Source organism: Thermococcus fumicolans (genome assembly GCF_055386755.1).
The window spans coordinates 720,858-742,596 of the sequence record NZ_AP042424.1; the positions used below are offsets into that span (position 1 = coordinate 720,858).

The following is a 21,739-nucleotide window of genomic DNA, read 5'->3' on the forward strand; positions in this document are numbered from 1 at the left end:
ATAGGAAACGTATTTAAAGTAGTCTGGCCATATTCTCTCGCACACAACGGAGGGTAGTACCATGAAGCGGCTGATGGCGCTTTTCCTGATAGGTTTTGTGGTGCTGGCAAGCGGCTGCATAGGGGATCAAGCAGGCCTCACCGAGGAGAAGGTCCTCGAGGCCATCCAGAACATAGAAACCGCCAGCTACGAAGAAAGCTTTTCTATGGGCATGCACTTCACCGACCCGAACACCAACAAGACGATAAACATCACGATGTCCGGCCATGTCGTGGGGGTCTTCAACAAGACCGCCGGACTGGAGAAAGGCAACATGAGCGTTAGCATGCACCTGATGGGGATGGACGTCAACATGGACTGGCCCTACTTCGCCAACAACACCAGCGTCTACTTCAACGTTGATGGCAAGTGGTACCTCGTTCCTCCCGACGACGATCTCTACTCCCAGGCTAAAGGCTCCCTCAACGTGGACTACATCAGGAACCTCCTCAACGAGAAGAACGTCACCCTAGAAAAGCTCCCGGGCGGCTACGCCTTCAGGGTGAACGTCACCTTCTGGGAGTTCGTGAACGCCACCAACCAGACCGGTTACCTCAACGAGCTCTGGAGCATCAACGGCGAGAGGGCTGTAAACGTCACCACGAAATCGGGCTGGGTGGAGGTTCACCTCCGTAAGGACGGAACGCCGACCTTCATCGAGACGTACATGGATCTCGTCCTGACGATAAACGTCTTCGATGACGAGAAGGTGGAGGCCTACTTAACCGTTCACGACACGTTTAGCCTCTCCAACATCAACGAACCCGTTGAAATCAGGGCGCCCCAGGGGCTCGAGAACGCTGGGGACTTCGAGGAAATATTCGGGTGAGGGGGCTAAGCCCCCCTCGTCGCCACTATTTTTATCCCCGCCCACTCGGCCACAACGTCGCCGATTTTCACCGGGGCTTTGAGCCTCAGCTTTGCGAGGAACTTCATCAGTTCCGGTATCTTCTCCTTCGGCACCGGCTCGGCGGTCTTGACGCTCACCGTTGGCAGGGCACCCCCCTTGACCGGGACGACGCTCATGACGACCCTCTTGGGGTTGGTGATCTCCTGGATCGCCCACTCCTTGCCTCTAGGACAGGTGTGACCGGTAACTCCAATTACCCTGCCGTCCTCCACCTTCACCTCAACTGCACAGCCGAGGGGACAGACGATGCAGGTGAAGCGATAGGTTGTCATGCCCCAACCACCTCCACGGTGAGCTTCTCCCCTGCCCTCTTGATTTCCTCGGCCTTCAGTTTTATCCTGAGCATCTCGGCCGGCTTGACGACCGGGAGCTTTATCTTCTTGCCTATCTCCGGAACCCTGAGCTCAACGTCCTCCATCGGCCTTGCAACGCGGAGGTAGAGGTAGACGTCGCGGCCGTCGCTGAGGTAGTGCGGGACAACCAGACGGACGTTCTCGCCTTTCTCCACCTTAATCCACTTCCTGCTCTCGATTCCGCCGTTGTCGATGAACTCCCTGGCTCCTTCGGCGGCAAGTTCACCCTGTTCCGCGACGTAATCCACGAGATCGTTGATGAGGAGGGCGTTTCCGGCAGCGAATATCCCCGGAACGCTCGTCTCGAGGCGGTCGTTCACCACCGGACCACCGGTTGAGTGGTCTATCTCAACTCCTATCCTCTTCAGGGGCTTAGCCGCTGGAATGAGGCCCGCCGAAATCACCAGAGTGTCGGCCTCAATCCAGAACTCGCTCCCTGGGATTTCCCTGAGGTTCTCGTCCACCTTTACGACCTTTACCCTCTCGACCCTTCCCCTTCCGCGCACTTCGACGACCTTGTGGCCCAGGTAGAGCGGAATGTTGAAGTCCCTGAGGATCATGACGTTCCTCGCTAATCCGCCCGGGTAGGGCATGAGTTCCACCACTGCCTTCACCTTCGCCCCCTCGAGGGCAAAGCGGCGCGCCATGATGAGGCCAACGTCACCGGAGCCGACTATGACGATCTCCTTTCCGGGCAGGATTCCATAGATGTCCATGAGCGTCTGGGCCTCTCCCGCTGTGTAGATGCCGGAAACACGATCCCCAACGATTCCAATCTCGAAGGCGTGCCTCTCTCTTGCGCCTGCCGCATAAATTATGGCCTTCGTCCAGACCTGGAAGGCACCGCTCGGGGAGGTGAAGACCACGACCTTCTCGAGGTCGGAGTAGTTCCTGATTTCGAGCACACGGGCGGCCGTCCTGTACTCAACGCCCAGCTCAACCAGCCTCTCCGCTAGCCTCGCCGCGAACTCCGGGCCGGTGAGCTCCTCCCTGAAGTAGTGTATCCCGAAGCCTGGGTGGATGCACTGCGGCAGTATTCCGCCGAGGTAGTCGTTCTCGTCGAGGAGGAGAACGCTCAAACCGAGCTCCTTGGCCCTGGCGGCCGCGGCCATCCCTGCCGGCCCCCCGCCGATGACGACAACGTCGTAGTTGAGCACCGGAATCTGTGGCATCGGCTCCATCATGCCTCATCCCCCCTGAGGAGGGCCTTGACGTCCCCAATACCAATCTCGCTCCCCTTACCCTTCAGCGTCACCTTCCAGGGCTCGACGCCGTATTCTTTGGCCAAAAGCTGAACTATCCTCGGCCTGCAGAAGCTCCCCTGGCAGGTTCCGGTCGTTGCCTTCGTTCTGAACTTGACGGAATCAACGCTCGGCGTTTTAACTCCTATGAACTTCATTCTCTCTATGGCCTCGAGTACGTCCCCCTCGCTCACGTTGTTGCAGCGGCAGACTATCTTCCCGTAGGCGGGGTTTCTCTTCACCATCTCGTTGACCTGCTCGGGCCTGAGCATGAAGAAGTGGGTTATCTCCTTCCTGTAGGGGTTCCACTTACCCTTCTCGACCAGCTTTATCCCGAGGTCGCGCTGGATTATCTCCGCAACCTCATACGCTATCGCGGGGGCACTCGTGAGTCCCGGAGAGCGTATTCCCGCGACGTTTATGAAGCCCTGAACCTCTTCCTCGGCTTTAATTATGAAGTCCCCTCCGGTTGGCTCAGGTCTCAGCCCGGCGAAGGTCCTTATTACCTTGCTCCTCGGTGGGAGCTGGGGCCAGAGCTTTTTGGCGCCTTCCCAGACCTGCTCAAGCCCTTCTTTGGTCGTGGCGAAGTCCTCCTTCTCTTCGGGCGGCAGATCCTGGGCGTTTGGTCCTATCATCAAGTGCCCAGAAATCTCGGTGGTCACTACAATCCCCTTGCTTATCGGCGTCGGCGTCGGGAAGAGAACCCTTCTCGGTCCGGGAACGCCCTCGTCGAAGAGCCAGTACTCACCTTTCCGCGGGTGTATCTCGAAGTAGTCTATCCCGGCCATCCGCGCTATCTCGTCGGCGTGGAGGCCGGCGGCGTTTATGACTATATCGGCCTCGATGAAACCGTTGCTGGTCTCAACCCCCCTGACCTCGCCGTTCTCGACCTTTATGCCCCTGACCTCGGTTTCGAGGTGCGTCTTAACGCCGTTGGCAACGGCGTTCTCAACGAGCGCTATCACAGCCGGAATCGGGCCTATCTGACCGACTATCGGGACCCAGAGGGCACCTATTGCTTCTCTCGTGAGGTTCGGCTCGAGGTGGAAGAGCTCGTTCCTGTCAACTATCCTCATCTCGGGGACGCCGTTTTTCCTTCCGCGCTCCAAAAGCCTCTCAAGCTCGTCGAAGTCCTCATCCTTGGTTGCAACTATCAGGGCCCCGTTCCAGACGTGTGGAATCTCCAGTTCTTTGACCCACTGGTGCCAGAGCCGGTTGCCCCTTATGCAGAGCTTTGCCCTCATCGGGTACTTCTCAGGGTCGTCGTCGTAGCCCCCGTGAATCAAAGCGGTGTTGGCCTTGCTCACGCCCCAGCCCACATCGGGGGCCTTCTCGATGAGGTGAACCTCCAGGTTCCCATATCTGCTCAGGACGCGCGCTATGCTAGCGCCGCTTATTCCGGCGCCTATGATCGCCACCTTGGTCTTCATGTTCCTCCCTCCGATTTAAGCTTAGAAACGTTCTTCTCCATTTTAAAGCTTTCTCTAACCTTTAGTTCGGCTGGAGGGAAACGAGAGAACGGTTCTGGGCATAAAAAGGGAGGACATTAGTGGGCGTTAAATGGATGTACAGGGCTGGGCTTTAAAAAGTTGGGGTCAGTGGCCAACGACCTTCGCCCAGCCCATCGCCCTCTTCACAGCCTCCTTCCAGCCGCGGTAGAGCCTCTCCCTCGTTTCCTCATCCATGGTCGGCTCAAAGACCTTTTCCGCCCTCCAGAGGCTCTTTATCTCGTCGAGGCTCTCCCAGTAGTCGACAGCCAGTCCGGCAAGATAGGCCGCTCCAAGGGCCGTAGTTTCCTTCACCACCGGCCTGACGACGCGCCTGTTGAGTATGTCCGCCTGGAATTGCATCAGGAAGTCGTTCGCCGTTGCTCCCCCATCGACGCGGAGCTCCTTTATGCCGACGAGCTTCTCCATCTCCTCTATGACATCGCGCGTGAGGTAGGCTATCGCCTCCAGCGTTGCCCTCGCGAGGTGTTCTCTGCCGGTTCCGCGCGTTATGCCGATTATCAGCCCGCGGGCGAACTGGTCCCAGTAAGGAGCACCGAGGCCAACGAAGGCCGGAACGAAGTAAACCCCCTCGTTACTCTCCAGCTTAGTCGCGAGCTCCTCAGTTTCGGCGGCATGCTTGATTATCTTTATCCCGTCGCGGAGCCACTGGACCGCCGCCCCCGTTACGAATATGCTCCCCTCGAGGGCGTAGGTGACCCTTCCGTCCAGCCCCCAGGCTATCGTCGTGAGCAGGTTGTTTGAATAGCGGACGGTCTTGCCTGTGTTTGCCAGGATGAAGCTCCCGGTTCCATAGGTTGTCTTTACCATTCCGGCCTCGAATGCCGCCTGACCGAATAAAGCGGCCTGCTGGTCGCCGGCGTCACCGCTGACCGGTATCTCGGCACCCAATAGTTCTCTCTTCGTGTAGCCGTAAACCTCGCTCGACTCCCTGACCTCGGGCAGGATGCCCCTGGGAATCCCAAATATCTCAAGGAGCTCATCGTCCCAGTCGAGTTTCTTGATGTTGAAGAGCATTGTCCTTGAAGCGTTTGAGTAGTCCGTAACGTGTTCTCCTGTTAGGCGGTAGATGAGGAAGGTATCCACCGTCCCGAAGAGAACCTCTCCTTTTTCGGCCTTCTCCCTTAAGCCAGGAACGTTGTCGAGGAGCCACTTGAGCTTTGAGGCCGAGAAGTAGGCATCCGGCACGAGGCCGGTTTTTTGTCTTATTAGATCCCCGTACTCCCGCTTTATCTCCTCGACCATCTCCGCCGTTCTCCTGCACTGCCAGACTATCGCGTTGTAAAGCGGTCTTCCGCTTTTGTCCCAGACTATCGTCGTCTCGCGCTGGTTGGTGACTCCGATAGCGGCTATCCTGTTCGGCTCGATTTTAGCGCGCTCTATGGCCGTCTTTATTGCCCTGAACTGTGCCTCCCAGATTTCCTCGGGGTTATGCTCTACCCAGCCGGGCCGTGGATAGTGCTGGGGGAACTCGTACTGGCCGATTCCGAGGATGTTGCTTTCCCTGTCGAAGACTATAGCCCTCGCCGAGGTGGTTCCCTCATCTAGGGAAAGGATGAACTCGTCCATCGTCGCCCACCAAAGGGAAGGAAAGTTCAAAGGGGTATATTAGGGTTCGGTTCACCGGAGTCCCAGCTTTTTAAGGTGTCCCATCATCCTTTCGACGTCGTTAGCTATGACGACCTCGAAGAGTCCCTTGAGCTTCGCGAGGTTGTCGTTGAGGTAGAAGAGCTCGTCGTTTTCCGTCCAGAGAACCACGTTTAGGCCGAGGGAACGGGCCCATTGCACAGCTTGGAGGGTCTTTTCGAGGCCCAGAACTGGTATTGCCTCCATGGGGATGTTTATCGACCACAGGTTGAGCTCCTCCTTCAGCCTCGGGATGAGTGGAACGACCTCCTCCCTGTCTATCAGGAGCCCCATGGTTGTTTCCCCATCGTGCTTCCGGTACTCGCGGAGGGCGTCGATCTCGAAGGACGAGATCATAACCCTCTCCGGGCTGTTCTCTGCGACGATTCTAGCCACTTCCTTTGCCGCATCGACGTCTTTGAGCTCGATGTTTATCAGAGCATCCTCGGGGATGGCATCAAAGACCTCCTCAAGCGTTGGGATCCTCTCCCCCAGCCCTATGTCTGCCCGCTTTAACTCCTCCAGCGTCATGTCCTTCTGCCTTCCGCTCATGTTGCTCGTCCTGTCTATAGTCTCGTCGTGCATTATCACGGCCCTTCCATCCCTGCTTAACCAGACGTCGAGCTCGATTCCATCCGCACCGGCTTCAACGGCCTTTTTGAAGGCCATAAGGCTGTTTTCGGGGTATTTTGAAGAGTAGCCCCTGTGGCCCAAAACGAGCACTCTATCTGATTCCCAGCCTGCCATTGGTATCGCCCCGGAAGAATACGTCCCTCCCGTAAAAACTTTTCTTCACCCTGGCCGGGTCGTCCGAGATGAGGGCATCTACTAGGTGAACCAGCCTGGGAACCCAGAGTAGCTCGTCCATCCTGTAGTTCCAGAGGTAAATCCTGAGCCCGCGCCGCCTGATGGCCCGGAGGAAGATCGTGAAGGGCCTGTACCCAATGTAGGAGACAACGTCTATCGGGACGTGAACCGAGTAGATGTTTCTCAACCGGGGTATCCAGAAAACCGAGCCGTAGCCGACTATGGAAAACCCAACCCTGCAGTCTGGGCATTCTTGGAGGAGAACCCTGATGACCCGGAGATCTTCCGAGGAGAAAACCGTCCTGTCTAAGCTTTCATTACGCTCGGTTATCCTGAGGAGCGGATCCACGGCTTGGGGTTCCTTGACGTCCGCGTTGAAGATCGCGCCCCTAAACTCTCTGAAAACCCTCTCCACGGTGGGGATCAGCTTCCCCATCGGGTGAAGCCTTCTCAGCTCACGGAGGCTGAGCTCCCTGACGAGATGGAGGGAGCCGTCGGTTTTGAAGCCCGGGTCGTGGTGGGCCACGAGCCTTCCGTCGCCCGTCACCCTGACGTCAAACTCCACACCGTCGGCGTACATTAGGGCCCTGCGAAAGGCCGGGAGCGTGTTTTCTAGGGGCCCTCTAAAGCCCCTGTGACCCAGGATGAAAGTGCCTTCACTGTCCACATCTGTTCCGGTTTTCATCGTCCAGAAATGGGCTGGCAACCCTTAAAAGTTTCCGCTTCTTAAATTCAGGTATCCTTTGATTCGTATAATGAAATCGGGGGTGAAAGGGGTGGAGTTCAAATACTCCAGGATATTCCTGCTGGGCTTCGGTTTCTTCGGTATAAGCATAATATGGGCCCTCTACAACGCCTACATCCCGATATTCCTCCAGGACACGTTCGGGATGGGCAAGACCGTTACGGGATTCATCATGACCATCGACAACCTCTTCGCGGTCCTGCTGCTCCCGTTCCTCGGGGCTTTGAGCGACATGACTCGGACTAGGATCGGGAGAAGAAAGCCCTACATCCTCCTCGGTGCACCATCCGCGGCACTTATGTTCGCCCTCATCCCGATAGCGAGGGAGCACGGTAACCTAGCGCTCTTCATGGGGACGATAATCCTGATGAACTTCTTCATGGCGCTCTTCCGCTCCCCCGTTGTGGCCTTCATGCCCGACATCACGCCGAGCGAGAAGAGGAGCCAGGCCAACGGGATAATCAACTTCATGGGTGGTCTTGGGGCTTTACTCGCTTACTTCGGCGGCAAGGTGCTGTACGACATCAACTACGCCTATCCTTTCTACTTCGGCGCCGCAATAATGCTCCTGGCCAACCTCTTCGTGGTCTTCTTCGTTCCCGAGCCCGAAGAGTACCGCGTTCCCGGGAAGAAGGTGAGCCTGAGAAAGCTCCTGGCCGAAACATCGCACAAGAGCTTCGGCGAGCTCAAGGAGAACCTCAGGGACGTCTTCGCAAGCCACGAGAGAAGCCTGCTCGCCATACTCCTCGCCATATTCCTCTGGTTCGTGGCCTTCAACTCCCTCGAGACCTTCTTCACAAGCTACTTCAAGTACCACCTCTTCGGCATCCCCGTCGGTGCCCCCGAGACCGAGCTGACGAGGAGGATAGAGAGCACAGGGGCTTTCATGCTGGGGGCGGTTTCCCTCAGCTTCATGATCTCGGCCATTCCAGCGGGCTTCCTCGGGGCTAGGATCGGGAGGAGGAAGACCATAACCATCGGCCTGATCATCGTCGCCCTCATGGTTCTGACCGCGTACCTGCTAGGGCAGACCCACAGGCCCCAGAGTCCGTCCCTCTCCGACCCGGTTGTCATGGAGTTCATGGTCCTGTTCTTCGTTGCCGGGATAGGGTGGGCCATGGTTAACGTCAACTCCCTCCCCATGGTCGTCGACATGACGACCGAGGAGAAGCTCGGCGGCTACACCGGCCTCTACTACTTCTTCAGCCAGGCCGCCAACCTCGTTGCCCCGCCACTCGCGGGGGTCTTCCTTGACCTCATGGGCTACTGGACTCTGCTCCCGTTTGCGACGGTGTTCTTCATCCTGGCGGCGGTAACGGTTCAGTTCGTCAGGAGGGGCGACGTTGTCAGGACGAGGGGGGACGCGCTCGACTACGTTCCGGACATGGACTGACCCTTTCCTTTCTTTAACCGTCCGTGCCGAAAACGTGAAAACAGCTTTTTGACAAATTCATGGCAATGGAGGTGAAGCGTATGGAGCGAAGGGGGTTCAGTTGGGGGGTCGTGCTCGGTCTCGCTTTGCTCGGCTTCAGCAGGAGCGTCGGCTGGGCGCTGAACAAAGGTCTGTCCTTCCCCCTGCTTTCGAGTTACACCGGTTCCGCATTCGTTAAGGGAACCATACTGGCCATCGAGGGTCTCATCGGTCTGTTTATTCCCGTCCTCTTCGGCTATTACAGCGATACCCTCCGCTCAAGGCACGGCAGGAGGAGGCCTTTCATAATGGCCGGCGGCCTCATGGCAGGAACAGCCGCGCTGCTCGTCTACACTTCCTACGCGATGAACGTCCCCCTCTGGGGCTTCGCATTAGCTCTGGCCTTCTTCTACTTCGCCATGCACACCTACACGGCCCAATACCGCGCTTTGATGCCCGACACCATTGAGAGCGGCGAGAGGGGTAAGGCCAGCGGGGTTATCACGCTCTTCGAGTGGGCTGGAAACCTCTTCCTCTTTGGCCTAGCAGGTTTCCTCATAGCCAAAGCCGTCGCGGAAACCGGTGAGAGCGAGGGCATAAAGGCACTTGCCCAGACGCCCTACCTCAAGATACCCTTCATCGTAACTGCCCTCTTCCTCATTGGCGCCGCTCTTTTCGTCTACTTCATCGTCAGGGAGCCAGAGGCGCCCGAGATAGAGGAGAACGAGAGCCTAACGGGCTACCTAAAGAGCATAGTTGAGAACCGTGACTTCCTCAAGTTCTACACCGCTCAAACCCTCTGGTGGATGAGCTTCGAGTTCATAGCGATATTCCTCTACGGGATCCTGGCGTATATCCTCTACGGATCGGCCAACGAGGAGAACGTAAAGGCGGTTACTTCGCTTGGCCTGTTCCTCATGGCCCTCTTCAACGTCACCGTCCTCCTCGGTGCCGTTCCTGGGGGGATCATATACGACCGCATAGGGAGGAGGCTGAGCATAATCCTCGGCGGGGTAATCTTCGCGATCCCCCAGATCTGGGGCTGGTTCATAAGCACCAAGGCGGAGATAACAATAGCCTTGGGCATAGCGGGAATCGGCTGGGGCATCCTCATGGCGGCCTCGTACCCGGTCATCGGAGATCTGCTCACCAAGTTCGAGAGGGAAGCCTTCACCGGCCGCTACTACGGCTTCTTCGAGGCCACTCGTTCCCTCCCAGTGCTGCTGGCTGGCATTATCGGCGGGGCTATCGTTGACCTCGCCGGGGAGAACTACCGCGTGCTCTTCCCGATAGGGGCTTTCTTGGTCCTTCTCGCGATGCCCATGATATGGCTCATGAAGAACCTCGATGAGACGTCCGGCGATGGCTCTGAGGTTAAAAACGATCTATGAACGGGAGGTGTGAGTATGACTTGGCTCTTTGTTTTAATCTTGGTTTTCTCTCTGGTTTCCTTCTCGGCCTTCGTAGCCTACAAGATGGTAAAGCCGCCGCGCTTCGTGGGCAAGTGGACACCCAAGGATCTCGGCTTTGACTACGAGGACGTGACCATCGAAACCAGGGACGGCTTGAAGCTGAGCGCCTGGTGGATCCCGAACGGGAGCGATAAAACGGTCATCCCCCTCCACGGCTACACGAGGAGCAGGTGGGACGAGGTCTACATAAGGCAAACCATCGAGTTCTTGCTTAGGGAGGGTTACAACGTCCTTGCCTTCGACTTCAGGGCACATGGAAAGAGCGAGGGGAAGTACACGACGGTGGGTGAGAAGGAGCTGATGGACGTCCTCTCGGCGGTGGACTGGCTCGAGAGGAACCATCCGGAGAAGGCCGGAAAGATATGTCTGGTGGGCTTTTCAATGGGTGCGGTGGTGACGATAAGGGCCCTGGCCGAGGACGAAAGGGTTGCCTGCGGCGTCGCCGATTCGCCGCCGATATACCTCGACAGGACGGGGGCGCGCGGCTTGAGGTACTTCGCGGGCCTTCCGGAGGGACTCTACCATCTCGTCAAGCCCTTCACGAAGCTCTTCAGCGGTGCCAGGGAACTGAACATGCTTGAGTACGCGGGCAGAGTCAGGAAGCCCCTGTTGCTTATCGCTGGGAAGAGGGATCCCCTGGTGGCGGTTGAGGAGGTCGAGGAGTTCCACGAGGAGAACAGGAAGATCAACCCGGAAGTCGAGCTCTGGGTCACCGATGCCCCTCACGTCAGAACACTCAAACTCCACCCTGAGGAGTGGAGGAAAAAAGTCGGAGAATTCCTTAGGAGGCACCTCTGACCCTTTCTCTCTTTAAGTTAGCCTTTTGATGGTCGAGCTCTATAAGTTAAAAAACGTTTGGCCTCGGCTAACCCTCTTCTCCTCACCGCTCAGCGTGGCTAACGCTCGTCATCGGCCCCTCTGAGTTGGGCGAACCTTTTAAAAAGCAACCGCCAAGGGGAGGAGGGGGATGAAGAGCGTTTACCGGTCTGATCGCTACCGGATGAAGAGACTGGCACTGGCCGACCCCAATAAAAGGGAGAAAAAAGATCATAGGTCGATCTCGCCCTTCTCCTTGAGCTCGCGGTACATGCGCCAGGTTATCACGGGCCTCTTGGCGGCGAGAACGTCGTCGACCCTCTTGACGGCGGTGTTGTGCGGAGCGCTCTTGACGATTTCCGGGTTGCTGTAGGCTTCGTCGCTTATCCTCTTGAGGGCCTCGACGTAGGCGTCGAGCTCTTCCTTGCTCACCGTCTCGGTCGGCTCTATCATGAGAGCCTCGTGGACTATCAGCGGGAAGTAGATCGTCGGGGCGTGCAATCCGAAGTCGAGGAGCCTCTTCGCAACGTCGAGGGCCTTGACCCCGGTTTCCTTTTTCATGGGCTCCGCCGAGAAGACCACCTCGTGCTTCCTGAGCTCCTTGTGCGGCAGCTCGTAGCCCTTGGTTCCCTTCAGCTTCTGGGTGAGGTAGTTTGCATTGAGCACCGCTACCTCGCTGGCCTCCCTGAGGCCCTCCCTGCCCATTATCTTGAGGTAGGTTAGGGCCCTCACCATGACCGCGAAGTTGCCGTAGAGCTCCTTTACCTTTCCTATGCTCTTCGGCACGTCGTAGTCGAGATAGTAGCGGTCGTTTTCTTCGTCGTAGCCCACGAGCGGAACCGGCAGGTAGTCCTTGAGGAAGTCCTTCACACCAACGGGCCCGCTTCCGGGGCCGCCGCCTCCGTGCGGCGTCGAGAAGGTCTTGTGGAGGTTGAGGTGGACGACATCAAAGCCCATATCGCCGGGCCTGACCTTCCCAAGGACAGCGTTGAGGTTAGCGCCGTCGTAGTAGAGCAGTCCACCGGCCCTGTGGACTATCTTCGCTATCTCCAGTATCTCGTCCTCGAAGATGCCGAGGGTGTTGGGGTTCGTGAGCATCAAACCCGCGGTTCTATCGCTTACGGCGTTCTCAAGGGCCTCAAGGTCAACGGTTCCGTTCTCGTTGGAGGGTATCTCGACGACCCTGAATCCCGCCATGGCTGCACTGGCCGGGTTCGTTCCGTGCGCTGAATCTGGAACGAGCATTTCCGTCCTCTGCGTGTCCCCGCGGTCGAGGTGGTAGGCGCGGATCACCATGACTCCCGTGAACTCGCCGTTCGCTCCGGCAGCGGGTTGGAGGGTAAAGCGGTCCATTCCGGTTATCTCCTTCAGCCACTGCTCCAGCTCCCACATTATCCTGAGCGCACCCTGAACGGTTCTCTCGTCCTGGTATGGGTGGATGTAAGCCACTCCCGGATGGGAAGCAATCTCCTCGTTTATCTTGGGGTTGTACTTCATGGTGCACGAGCCGAGTGGGTATATCCCGGAGTCAACGCCGTAGTTCATCTCGCTTAGCCTCGTGTAGTGCTTGACCACCTCAGGCTCGCTCAGCTCCGGGAGGTTGAGCGGGCTCTTCCTTCTGAGCTTCTCAGGGATTTCAACCTCAACGTCCTCAATCGGTTTGGGGAGGGTGTAACCAATCCTTCCGGGGCGTGAGAGCTCAAAGATAGTGGGTTCGTCCCATTTCGCTTGGCGGAACATATCATTCACCTCCGGGTTTCACAACATCAACCAGACCAACATCAAAATCTCCGTTGAGTGTAACGATCTTTCTTATCCCAAACTTCAAAGCCGTCGCGAGGATTAGGGCGTCGTTTGGAAGAAGCTTCTTCCCCTCAATGATTTTGTTGGCGATTTCCACTGTCTCATCATCAACCTCTAGTATTCTGAGACCCTGTTCAAGGCCCTTTTCGACGAAATTAATGTAAAACGCCCGGTAATACTCCAGCAGGCTTTCATCCCGTTTTAACTCCCTCTTCACGTCGTACGAGGAGTATCTACCCTTCTTCTCTATGTATTTGGTCACTATAAGCTGATATGCAACCTCACTGAAGACTATCGGGTTTATCACCAGCCGATACTCCGCCTTGAGTTCGGTTAGTGCTTTTTTGACGGCCTCGTTGCCCCTGAGGAGCTCCACTATCACGTTGCTGTCAACGAGCACTCGCTCTCTCAAGGAGGTACTCATGGTAGGCCTCCTCCAGCTCTTTTAGGGTTACCTTGGACTTCACAATTCCAAAGCTCGCCTCTATGAAGTCCTCCTCAATCTCAATCCTGACCCTCTGGCCGTCCTTCAGCTTCAGGGGTCTCAGAGGCTTTATAACACCGCCCTCGTAGACGGCCTCAACGGGCATCAGGCCACCTCCTTGAGGACCTCAATCAGCTTATCAATCCACTCCTTCCTCGTCGTCTCCGTTGCCGCGAAGAGCGCTGCCTCTCCAAGCTCCGGGAAGTGCTTTCCGAGGTAGTAACCGCCGTGTATGCCCCTCTCCAGGAGCCTCTCGTGGATAACGCCGTAGGGCACCTCGAACTTAACGGGAACGTCCTTGAAGTTGACTCCCTCGAAGGCCACCTCGCCGACCTCGCCGAGGCGCTTCTTCAGGTAGGCGGTGTTTTTCAGGATGGTTTCGCCGAGCTCCTTCAAGCCTTTGGGCCCGAGGCTGGCGAGGTGTATCGCAGCGGCCACCGCCACAAGCGCCTCGTTTGAGCAGATGTTCGAGGTGGCCTTTGCCCTTCTGATGTGCTGCTCCCTCGTCTGGAGGGTCATCACGAAGGCCCTCTTCCCGTCTTCCGTTTTCGTCATTCCGATTATCCTGCCGGGCATCTGCCTTACCAGCTTCCTATCGTTCCTCACAGCGAAGATTCCGGCCCTCGGGCCGCCGAAGTTCATCGGGTTCCCGAAGTAGGCCGCCTCGCCGACTACTACGTCCGCTCCAAGCTCGCCCGGAGCCTCGACGATTCCCAGTATGGTCGGGTCAACTCCAACGACGAAGAGCGCTCCAGCCTCGTGGGCTACCTCTCCTATCTCCGTGATGTTCTCCTCCAGGAGGCCGAAGAAGTTGGGCATCTCGATGTAAACTCCTGCGGCGCCTTCAACGGCCTCTTTGAGCTTCTCAATGTCGAGCTGGCCCCTCTCGTCCCAAGGAACCTCGACTATCTCGAGGCCCGGGCCGGCGGTGTAGGTTTCCAAAACTTTCTTCTTCTCGGGGCTCAGGTGCTTGGGGACGACGAATTTCCTCCTCTTCGTCACGCGGGCGCTCATGAGGGCCGCTTCTGCCATTGCCGTTCCCCAGTCGTACATCGAGGAGTTAACTATTGGCAGTCCAACGAGTTCAGCGATGAGGCTCTGGTACTCGAATAGGGCCTGGAGCATGCCCTGGCTTACCTCCGGCTGGTAGGGGGTGTAAGCTGTGAGAAACTCGCTCCTCTCGATGAGGTACTTCACGTGGGCCGGAACGTAGTGGAAGTACGTCCCGGCGCCGAGGAAGCTCGGCATCTCGAGAACCGTCTTGTTATTGCTCAGAACTTCGTTGAGCTCGGTGAAGACCTCGTACTCGCTCTTTCCGTCGGGAAGGTTGAACTCCTTGACCATCCCCTTGGGGACGTCGGAGAAGAGATCCTCAATCGATGTGAACCCGATTTCCTTAATCATCTCGTCCTTGTGGGCCGAGTTGGGTATGTAGTGTTTGCCCATACCTATCACCTTCTGAGCTTTAAGATGCTCGTTGAAATTTGGGCGGGGGGAATATATGCTTTGTGCTCTGGCTCCAATCCTCCTCTGAGGTGGTCGTTGATGACCGGTGATTGGCACCCAACGGGCGGAAAGCTTAAATCGTCAGGGCTTTAGTTCGGGAGGGTTCTGAAGGACAGCCATCAAAAATGCCGGTGAGGGGTATGATCATAGCCTTCGACTTCGACGGAACTTTAGCGGACACTTACTCGTGCATCGAGGAGGCCTTTAGAAGAACCTTGGAGAGGCGCTATCGCTGGCTCCCGGGAAAGGTCTTCTGGGCGAAGTTGCTCACCAAGATAGAACTCCAGTTCGAGAGGCCCGCATTCGGGAAGCACAAGAAGAAGTCAAAGCCGCCGTTCTTCCTCAGAACGAAGTTCTTTGAAACATGGTTCGAGGAGAGGGCAAAGTTAACCAAGCCGATAGACGACTCCCCGGAACTGCTGAGGAAGCTCAAGGAAGCCGGCCATACCGTCATCTCGTTCTCGGCGGAGGACTTCATCGACGGCATGAAGGTCAGAAGGCTGAAGGAGATGGGGATCTACGACCTCTTCGACGACGTGATAGTCTTTGGCAGAGAGCTGACGATAGACGAGGCTTTCAGGCTCGTCCGCGAGAAATACGGGGATGATACCTTCGTCTGGGTGGACGACAAGCCCTGGCGCTTCATCGGCCACGGGGATGAGAACACGGAATACGTCTGGTACTACTTCCCGTTTACCGCTAAGTTTGTGGAGAAGAACAAGGAAAGACTGGCCTTAATCCCACACCTCCACGTCATCCATGACCTGTGGAGCATCTTCGACGTCATCGAGAGGATTAGGCAGGAGCGCTCATCCTGAATCGGCGTTCGTGTACTCTATCGTGTCCTCGATGAACTCGTCGTAGGTTTCCTTGTCCGTCTCTTCGAGCTCAAGGGTGAATTCATTGCCGAGTGACCATCTAACCGCCACGTAGCCCTTCTTTCCCTCGATCAAAACCAGTCCGAAGGGCAGATCGCCGGCCCAGTGGTGTTTGGTGAACTCAACGTCGAAGCCCCTCCTCTTGAGCTCCTCCAGGATGACCTCGTGGGTCTTGTGGGGCCCGTACGGACTCCTGGCCTTCCCGATGTAATACATTCTTACCCACCACTGGGTAATTGTGGGCAGAGCTTAAAATCTTTTCGGTTCCCCTAACATTTTTTAAAGGGCAACGTTTTAATGCCGAGACGGGTAGATGGTTCGATGAAGCGGAAGGGAATCCAGCACCTCCTGCTCCTGCCTTCACTGGCCTTTCTCCTGCTGTTCTTCTACTACCCGATATTCCTGATTCTAAAGGACGGCCTGTCTCCAAAGGCCTTGGGCGAGGTTCTGGGGGATTCTTACTACAGGAAGGTCATCCTCTTCACCTTCGAGCAGGCGATCGCCTCAACCCTCCTCACCCTGGCCCTCGGTCTTCCCGGGGCCTACCTATTCGCCAAGTACGACTTTCCAGGAAAGCGCTTTCTGAAGGCTCTGCTCACGGTTCCCTTCGTCATGCCGAGCATAATGGTGGCAATGGGCTTCATAGTCCTCTTCGGAAGGAACGGGGTTGTTACCAACTTGATCGGCAGGGATCCCGGGATAATCTACTCCTGGAGGGGCATAATCCTGGCCCACGCCTTCTACAACTTCCCAGTCGTCGTCAGAATGGTGTCTTCTCTGTGGCAGCGCATAAACCCCCACTACGAGGAAGCGGCCATGAGCCTCGGAGCCAAAGGCTTTACTCTCTTCAGAAAGGTTACCCTGCCCATGCTCTACCCGGGAATACTGGCATCGGCCATGCTAACGTTCATCTTCTCCTTCCTCAGCTTCTCGATACCCCTGATAATAGGAGGCTACAAGTACGCCACCCTGGAGGTGGCCATCTTCACAGAGATCATGACCCTCCTGGACTTCAGGAGGGGTTCTGCCCTGGCTGTAATCCAGCTGGCCCTGAGCTTTACCTTCATGTACGCCTACCTCAAGAGTCTAGAGCTCTACTCCCGGGCCGAGGAGCAGAGGGTCTTCAGAAGGGCCGAGAGGTTAACCTTTGGGGAGCTTCTCGGCTTTAGGGGCCTTCTAATCCTCCTCTATTCCGCCGTGGTTACGCTCTTCATAGTTGCCCCGCTCCTGGCGGTCGTCTACGAGTCCTTCACCTACGGGGGCAAGCCAACGCTCCTCTGGTACAGGCGCCTCTTTCAGTCGGAGTACAACCCCCTCTTTGCCTCCGACAGCCTGCACGCGATAGGCTACACCTTTCTCTTCGGCTTCTCAACGGTTTTCTTAAGCTTGCTCATAGCCCTCCCTATAGCCTACGCCCTGAGGAGGTGGAGCTTCCCAGGGAAGAGGCTCTTTGATACCGCAGTGATGCTCCCCCTAGGTTCTTCGGCGATAATCATAGGCCTCGGCTACATAAAGGCATTTCACAAGGAGCCACTCCTCCTGCTCGGGAGTCCGTACCTCATAGTCTTCGCCCACACGGTGATAGCTTACCCCTTCGTCCTCAGGGCCCTGCTGGCTTCCCTGGGCAAGATAAAGCGGAACCTCCGCGAGGCTGCCCTGACCCTGGGTGCCAGGGACCTAACGGCTTTTCTGAAGGTGGAGTTACCCCTGGCCTTCGGCGGGCTTCTCGTTGGGGCCATATTCGCCTTCGCCATGAGCGTCGCTGAACTCGGGGCGACCTACATGATCTACCGGCCGGAGTACACCACAGTTACGATAGCCATCTACAAGTACCTAGGAACCAGACAGTTCGGCCCTGCCTCGGCCATGGGAGTTGTGTTAATCCTCGTGAGTCTCGCGGGTTTCCTGATAATCGAGAGAACCGGTGAGGAAGTATGGTAGGGGTAAGGCTCGAGGGCATAAAGCTCGTCAGGGAAGGGTTTACCCTTAGCATCCAGGAACTCGAGGTCAGGGATGGTGAGCTTCTCACCCTCCTAGGACCCAGCGGCTGCGGAAAGACCACGACGCTGAGGATAATAGCGGGCCTGGAAAAGGCCGAAGGGAGAGTGTTCTTTGGCGGGAAGGAAGTTACCGAAAGGGAGCCCTACGAGAGGAACATCGGAATCGTCTTTCAGGACTACGCGCTCTTCCCGCACATGACTGTTTTTGACAACGTGGCCTTTGGGCTAAAGCTGAGGAAGCTGTCAAAGACTGAAATCGAGCGTAGGGTGAAAGAGGTCCTCGAGCTTGTGGGCTTGGAAGGAATGGAAAAACGCTACCCCGAGCAGCTCAGTGGCGGCCAGCAGCAGCGAGTGGCCTTGGCCAGGGCCCTCGTCATAGAACCCCTCGTCCTCCTCCTCGACGAACCGCTCAGCAACTTGGATGCCAAGATAAGGGAGAGGCTCAGGAGGGAGATAAGGAGGATCCAGAGGGAAACCGGAACCACGACCATCTACGTCACCCACGACCAGGAGGAGGCCATGGCCATAAGCGACAGGATAGCGGTCATGAACGCCGGCAGAATCCTCCAGGTTGGTGAACCGCTGGAGCTCTACTATCGTCCAAGGAGCGAGTTCGTGGCCAGGTTTCTCGGGAAGGCCAACCTCCTCGAGCTCGAGGGCAAGAATGGAAGGGCCTGCCTCGATAGGCTTTGCTTTGAAGTTGGCAGGAACGGGCCCGTTAAGGTGTTCTTCAGGCCGGAGAGCGTTGTCATAACTGAAGGAAACGAGGCCGAGGTTCTGGAATACGAGATCCTTCCCGGAAGGGTGAGGATGATCCTTGAGGTCGGAGGGAAAGAGATAACGGCCGAGACGCCCATACCCGAGCTGCCCTTCGACCCGAGGGAAATCCCAAAAAAAGTGGGGGTAAAGGTTAGAGCTTACTCAACCCTTCCTTGAGGCCTTTATCTCTTCTGGACTCTTGCCCTGAACCATGAGCTGGACCCACTCCCTAATCCAGCGGTCGAAGTTCTCCCTGACGTACTCTGGGTCGAGGCTGACCGGTTTGATCTCATCGAGCGGAACGGCGTACTTGTAGACGTCCGGGAGCTTAACGTTTGGATTGACGGGGTACATCCACTGGTTGGTGGGCACTTCGCTCTGGAAGTCCTCTGTCAGGAGCCACTCTATGAACTTTTGGGCGAGGGCTTTCTTCTTGGTGCCCTTGATTATGCCCGCTCCCTCAACCTGGAGGTAGTTGCCCTCCCTGAAGGCCACGGCCTTGACGTTCGTGTTGTTGTCGTAGTAAACCGTGGCCGCCGGTGAAGTTGAGTAGCTAAGGACCAGCGGGTAGCCCTCCTTCATGAACTTTCCGTACCACGCGTCGCTCCAGCCCTCGGTTATGACAACGCCGTTCTCCTTGAGCTTCTCCCAGTAGTCGAGGTAGCCGTCGTCGCCGTAAACTGCTATCGTCCAGAGGAGAAAAGCCGCGCCGGGTGAGCTTGTCCTCGGGTCCTCGATGACGAGTTTGTCCTTCCACTCCGGCTTGGTCAGATCTTCGAGGCTCTTCGGCGGCTGGCTCACCTTGTCGAGCCTGTAGTTTATGGCCATGTATCCGTAGTCGTAGGGGATGAGGTGGTAGGTGGGATCGAGCTTCTCGATGAGCCACTTGGGGACGAGGTCTATGTTCTTCGGTTTGTACGGCTCAAGGATCCCCGCCTTTATGGCCTTTGCCGCCAGGCTGTTGTCTATTCCTATGACCACGTCCGCCTGGGGGTTGTCCTTTTCCAGTATCAGCCTGTTTAAAAGCTGCCCGGCGTCGCCAACTGTGATGAGCTTGACCTTGACTCCGTACTTCTTCTCGAACTTTGGAAACGCTGCCTTGGCAACGTATTCGAAGCTCTCGTAGGAGTACACCACCAGGGTTTCGGGCTTGTGGCTAGTGGTGGTCTTTTCGCCCGTTGAGCTTGTGGTGCTCTGCGCTGTTCCACTGGTCCCGGTGTTGGTTGTTTTTTCGCCCTCTGACCCTATGCACCCGAGGGAAAACACGACGAGCAACACCAGCATGATTCCGATGGCCTTTGAGTTCATGCTCCCACCCCTAAAACTCGGTTTTTGTCGGTCATAACCGGCTCCTTGAAGGGATTAATAAACTTTGCTGGGCAGGGATGAGTATCCTGGTTATAATCTGGTAGAGGGCGTTATCTAGCCCAGTATTGTCCTGATTGCAATTGGCTCTTGTTCGCGAAAATATCCACACGTTGTAGTTTCCTGTCGAAATTTGAGCGGAAATTGTGATGAGTGTCCGAAAGGATTTTAAAGATGTCCGTCATAGGGATCTAGTGTCCTGTCTTGTCCCCAGCTATCTCTTTGTTTCCCTGGGGAACCCAAATAAGGGGGTGAATGGAATTGGAGCAGAGGGATCAATGGGCAACTAAACTCGGTTTGATCTTGGCCATGGCAGGTAACGCCATTGGTCTCGGCAACTTCTGGCGCTTCCCGTACCAGCTTGCCAGTAACGGTGGCGGAGCCTTCATGATACCGTACTTCATAGCATTGTTCTTCCTTGGTATTCCAGTGATGTGGATTGAGTGGACCATTGGTCGCTACGGTGGCAAGTATGGCCACGGTACCCTCGGTCCGATGTTTTACCTCATGTCAAGGGACAGGCTGAAACCTCGCGGGGCACTGTGGATGGGTGTTATAGGCGGACTCCTGGGCTTCTCGGTAGCTTCCCTGCTTAGCTCCTACTACTACCAGATCATCGGCTGGTCAGCGGCTTACACATGGTACAGCCTAACTGGGGCTTACTTTGGGAAGGACACCTACCAGTTCTTCGTTGGCTATATAAGTAATACCGGCGCAGTGTTGTTCTTCTGGGGTCTGACGATGGTCATCCTAGGTATAGCAGTGTCTCAGGGTGTCAGCAAGGGAATAGAGAGATGGGTCAAGGTTATGATGCCGACCCTCTACGTGTTTGCCATCATACTTGTTATCAGGGCTCTAACCCTTGGATCTCCAGTCAAGCCAGAGTGGAGTGCAATACGTGGTCTTGAGTACATCTGGAAGCCGAACTTCCAGGCACTTAGCAAGAACTTCTTCAAGATAAGCCTCGCAGCGGCTGGTCAGATATTCTTCACGCTCTCACTGGGTATGGGCATCATTCACAACTATGCTAGCTACCTTGGTCCGGAAGACGACGTCGCACTCTCTGGCCTTGCCACAGTTTCACTCAACGAGTTCGCGGAGGTAATCCTCGGTGGTTCCCTCGCCATCCCTATAGCATTTGCCTACCTCGGTCCAGAGAAGGCTATTAAGAGCGGCGTTGGACTTGCGTACATGTCGTTGCCCAACGTCTTTATGAACATGCCCGCTGGACAGATATTCGGCGCCTTCTGGTTCCTGCTCCTGTGGTTTGCAGGATTCACTTCAGCAATAGCTACTTACAACTACCTCGTAGCGATGCTCGAGGAGGACATACACATAGAGAGGAAGAAGGGAACGTGGCTAGTGTTTGTCTGGCTCTTCATCCTTGGACTTCCAATAGCTCTTGATAAGACTCTCCTAGTGCTAACGGACATGGATATGTGGGTTGGTAGCTACTTCCTAGTGATACTTGGATTCTTCGACGTCATAGTTGGGCTCTGGATCTTTGGCATCGACAGGTTCTGGGAGGAGCTCCACAAGGGTGCTTATATCAAAGTGCCGGGATGGTTCAAACCAATAATGATCTACATTGCACCACTCTACATGCTTATACTCCTGGGAGGCAACACATGGGATTACATAAAGGGCGGTGTCATAACACTGACCCCAGGGTATCTAAAATACCTTGTCAAAGAACAGGCCCTTGTTTCAACTACTGTTCAGTATGCAAAGCACGCCGTTACGATCTCCAGGGCAATGATACTAGTAGTCATAATCATCGGAGCCATTGAAGCATACATGGCCATCAAGAAGAAGTACGGTGAAGAACTAGAGAGAAACGAGGTCATCATAAGGGTCTGAGGTGATGGAAATGGACGCAGGAGCCCTAGCATTCCTCACCTTTGCGTGGGGCACCATCTTCATAATGATGTACTGGAGCATTACAAAGCTCCTGAAAGCCGAGAAGGAAGGAAAGGCTTAAAGTCCTTCTTTTTCTTTTACATTTGGGAGGTGCTG

General features: G+C 56.1%; 20 protein-coding genes. 8 read left to right on the forward strand and 12 right to left on the reverse strand.

The window, feature by feature from the left end; genetic code table 11:
• Positions 1–61 precede the first annotated feature (61 nt).
• Positions 62–868, forward strand: coding sequence for a hypothetical protein (locus tag ACZ5AM_RS04090; RefSeq protein WP_464915602.1), 807 nt, complete (start codon positions 62–64; stop codon positions 866–868).
• A 5-nt stretch (positions 869–873) separates the two neighbouring features.
• Here ACZ5AM_RS04090 and ACZ5AM_RS04095 read toward each other — a convergent pair whose 3' ends face one another.
• The 6 genes from ACZ5AM_RS04095 to ACZ5AM_RS04120 form a co-directional block, all read right to left on the reverse strand.
• The gene (locus tag ACZ5AM_RS04095) at positions 874–1,221 is read right to left on the reverse strand and encodes a DUF1667 domain-containing protein (RefSeq protein ID WP_464915603.1); all 348 of its coding nucleotides are present in this window, start codon (positions 1,219–1,221) and stop codon (positions 874–876) included.
• Entirely contained in the window at positions 1,218–2,483 is a 1,266-nt protein-coding gene (locus ACZ5AM_RS04100) for an NAD(P)/FAD-dependent oxidoreductase (protein WP_464915604.1), read from the reverse strand. The genes ACZ5AM_RS04095 and ACZ5AM_RS04100 overlap by 4 nt, the downstream gene beginning before the upstream one ends.
• Positions 2,483–3,973 carry an FAD-dependent oxidoreductase gene (locus ACZ5AM_RS04105; RefSeq protein ID WP_464915605.1) on the reverse strand — a complete coding sequence of 497 codons (1,491 nt, stop codon included), beginning with the start codon at positions 3,971–3,973 and terminating at the stop codon, positions 2,483–2,485. Before ACZ5AM_RS04105 ends, ACZ5AM_RS04100 begins: the two co-directional genes overlap by 1 nt.
• 165 nt (positions 3,974–4,138) lie before the next feature.
• Positions 4,139–5,620 carry a glycerol kinase GlpK gene (gene glpK, locus ACZ5AM_RS04110; RefSeq protein WP_464915606.1) on the reverse strand — a complete coding sequence of 494 codons (1,482 nt, stop codon included), beginning with the start codon at positions 5,618–5,620 and terminating at the stop codon, positions 4,139–4,141.
• Between the two features lie 51 nt (positions 5,621–5,671).
• Positions 5,672–6,424 carry a glycerophosphodiester phosphodiesterase family protein gene (locus ACZ5AM_RS04115; protein ID WP_464915607.1) on the reverse strand — a complete coding sequence of 251 codons (753 nt, stop codon included), beginning with the start codon at positions 6,422–6,424 and terminating at the stop codon, positions 5,672–5,674.
• Positions 6,402–7,169, reverse strand: a complete 768-nt coding sequence (locus ACZ5AM_RS04120) for a glycerophosphodiester phosphodiesterase family protein (RefSeq protein WP_464915608.1) — start codon at positions 7,167–7,169, stop codon at positions 6,402–6,404. Before ACZ5AM_RS04120 ends, ACZ5AM_RS04115 begins: the two co-directional genes overlap by 23 nt.
• A gap of 91 nt (positions 7,170–7,260) precedes the next feature.
• Here ACZ5AM_RS04120 and ACZ5AM_RS04125 point away from each other — a divergent pair, with 91 nt between their 5' ends.
• The 3 genes from ACZ5AM_RS04125 (at position 7,261) to ACZ5AM_RS04135 (ending at position 10,910) form a co-directional block, all read left to right on the forward strand.
• The gene (locus ACZ5AM_RS04125) at positions 7,261–8,622 is read left to right on the forward strand and encodes an SLC45 family MFS transporter (RefSeq protein ID WP_464915609.1); all 1,362 of its coding nucleotides are present in this window, start codon (positions 7,261–7,263) and stop codon (positions 8,620–8,622) included.
• Between the two features lie 80 nt (positions 8,623–8,702).
• Positions 8,703–10,031 carry an MFS transporter gene (locus ACZ5AM_RS04130; RefSeq protein ID WP_464915610.1) on the forward strand — a complete coding sequence of 443 codons (1,329 nt, stop codon included), beginning with the start codon at positions 8,703–8,705 and terminating at the stop codon, positions 10,029–10,031.
• Positions 10,032–10,046: 15 nt separating this feature from the next.
• A complete protein-coding gene (locus ACZ5AM_RS04135; RefSeq protein ID WP_464915611.1) occupies positions 10,047–10,910 on the forward strand; it encodes an alpha/beta hydrolase in 864 nt (287 codons plus the stop codon).
• Between the two features lie 249 nt (positions 10,911–11,159).
• Here the strand turns inward: ACZ5AM_RS04135 and gcvPB are convergent, their stop codons facing one another.
• The 4 genes from gcvPB to gcvPA are packed head-to-tail and all read right to left on the reverse strand — an operon-like array spanning position 11,160 to position 14,661.
• The gene (gcvPB, locus tag ACZ5AM_RS04140; protein ID WP_464915612.1) at positions 11,160–12,668 is read right to left on the reverse strand and encodes an aminomethyl-transferring glycine dehydrogenase subunit GcvPB; all 1,509 of its coding nucleotides are present in this window, start codon (positions 12,666–12,668) and stop codon (positions 11,160–11,162) included.
• Position 12,669: 1 nt separating this feature from the next.
• Positions 12,670–13,155, reverse strand: coding sequence for a type II toxin-antitoxin system VapC family toxin (locus tag ACZ5AM_RS04145; RefSeq protein WP_464915613.1), 486 nt, complete (start codon positions 13,153–13,155; stop codon positions 12,670–12,672).
• Positions 13,121–13,321, reverse strand: a complete 201-nt coding sequence (locus tag ACZ5AM_RS04150; RefSeq protein ID WP_464915614.1) for an antitoxin family protein — start codon at positions 13,319–13,321, stop codon at positions 13,121–13,123. The genes ACZ5AM_RS04145 and ACZ5AM_RS04150 overlap by 35 nt, the downstream gene beginning before the upstream one ends.
• Positions 13,321–14,661, reverse strand: a complete 1,341-nt coding sequence (gcvPA, locus tag ACZ5AM_RS04155; RefSeq protein ID WP_464915615.1) for an aminomethyl-transferring glycine dehydrogenase subunit GcvPA — start codon at positions 14,659–14,661, stop codon at positions 13,321–13,323. Before gcvPA ends, ACZ5AM_RS04150 begins: the two co-directional genes overlap by 1 nt.
• 200 nt (positions 14,662–14,861) lie before the next feature.
• On the opposite strand from gcvPA, the gene ACZ5AM_RS04160 reads away from it, so the two are divergent.
• Positions 14,862–15,539, forward strand: a complete 678-nt coding sequence (locus ACZ5AM_RS04160) for an HAD family hydrolase (RefSeq protein ID WP_464915616.1) — start codon at positions 14,862–14,864, stop codon at positions 15,537–15,539.
• Here ACZ5AM_RS04160 and ACZ5AM_RS04165 read toward each other — a convergent pair.
• Positions 15,531–15,815, reverse strand: coding sequence for a hypothetical protein (locus ACZ5AM_RS04165; RefSeq protein ID WP_464915617.1), 285 nt, complete (start codon positions 15,813–15,815; stop codon positions 15,531–15,533). The two genes, ACZ5AM_RS04160 and ACZ5AM_RS04165, sit on opposite strands and share 9 nt — an antisense overlap.
• A 105-nt stretch (positions 15,816–15,920) precedes the next feature.
• Here ACZ5AM_RS04165 and ACZ5AM_RS04170 point away from each other — a divergent pair, with 105 nt between their 5' ends.
• Both ACZ5AM_RS04170 and ACZ5AM_RS04175 read left to right on the forward strand, forming a co-directional pair.
• Positions 15,921–17,540, forward strand: a complete 1,620-nt coding sequence (locus tag ACZ5AM_RS04170; protein WP_464915618.1) for an ABC transporter permease — start codon at positions 15,921–15,923, stop codon at positions 17,538–17,540.
• A complete protein-coding gene (locus ACZ5AM_RS04175; protein ID WP_464915619.1) occupies positions 17,534–18,535 on the forward strand; it encodes an ABC transporter ATP-binding protein in 1,002 nt (333 codons plus the stop codon). The genes ACZ5AM_RS04170 and ACZ5AM_RS04175 overlap by 7 nt, the downstream gene beginning before the upstream one ends.
• Here the strand turns inward: ACZ5AM_RS04175 and ACZ5AM_RS04180 are convergent.
• Positions 18,521–19,666: a thiamine ABC transporter substrate-binding protein gene (locus ACZ5AM_RS04180; protein WP_464915620.1), complete on the reverse strand. Its 1,146-nt coding sequence runs from the start codon at positions 19,664–19,666 to the stop codon at positions 18,521–18,523. The genes ACZ5AM_RS04175 and ACZ5AM_RS04180 overlap by 15 nt on opposite strands.
• Positions 19,667–19,978: 312 nt before the next feature.
• On the opposite strand from ACZ5AM_RS04180, the gene ACZ5AM_RS04185 reads away from it, so the two are divergent.
• On the forward strand, positions 19,979–21,583 hold the full coding sequence (locus tag ACZ5AM_RS04185; protein WP_464915621.1) for a sodium:neurotransmitter symporter family protein: 1,605 nt from the start codon (positions 19,979–19,981) through the stop codon (positions 21,581–21,583).
• Positions 21,584–21,739: the final 156 nt, after the last annotated feature.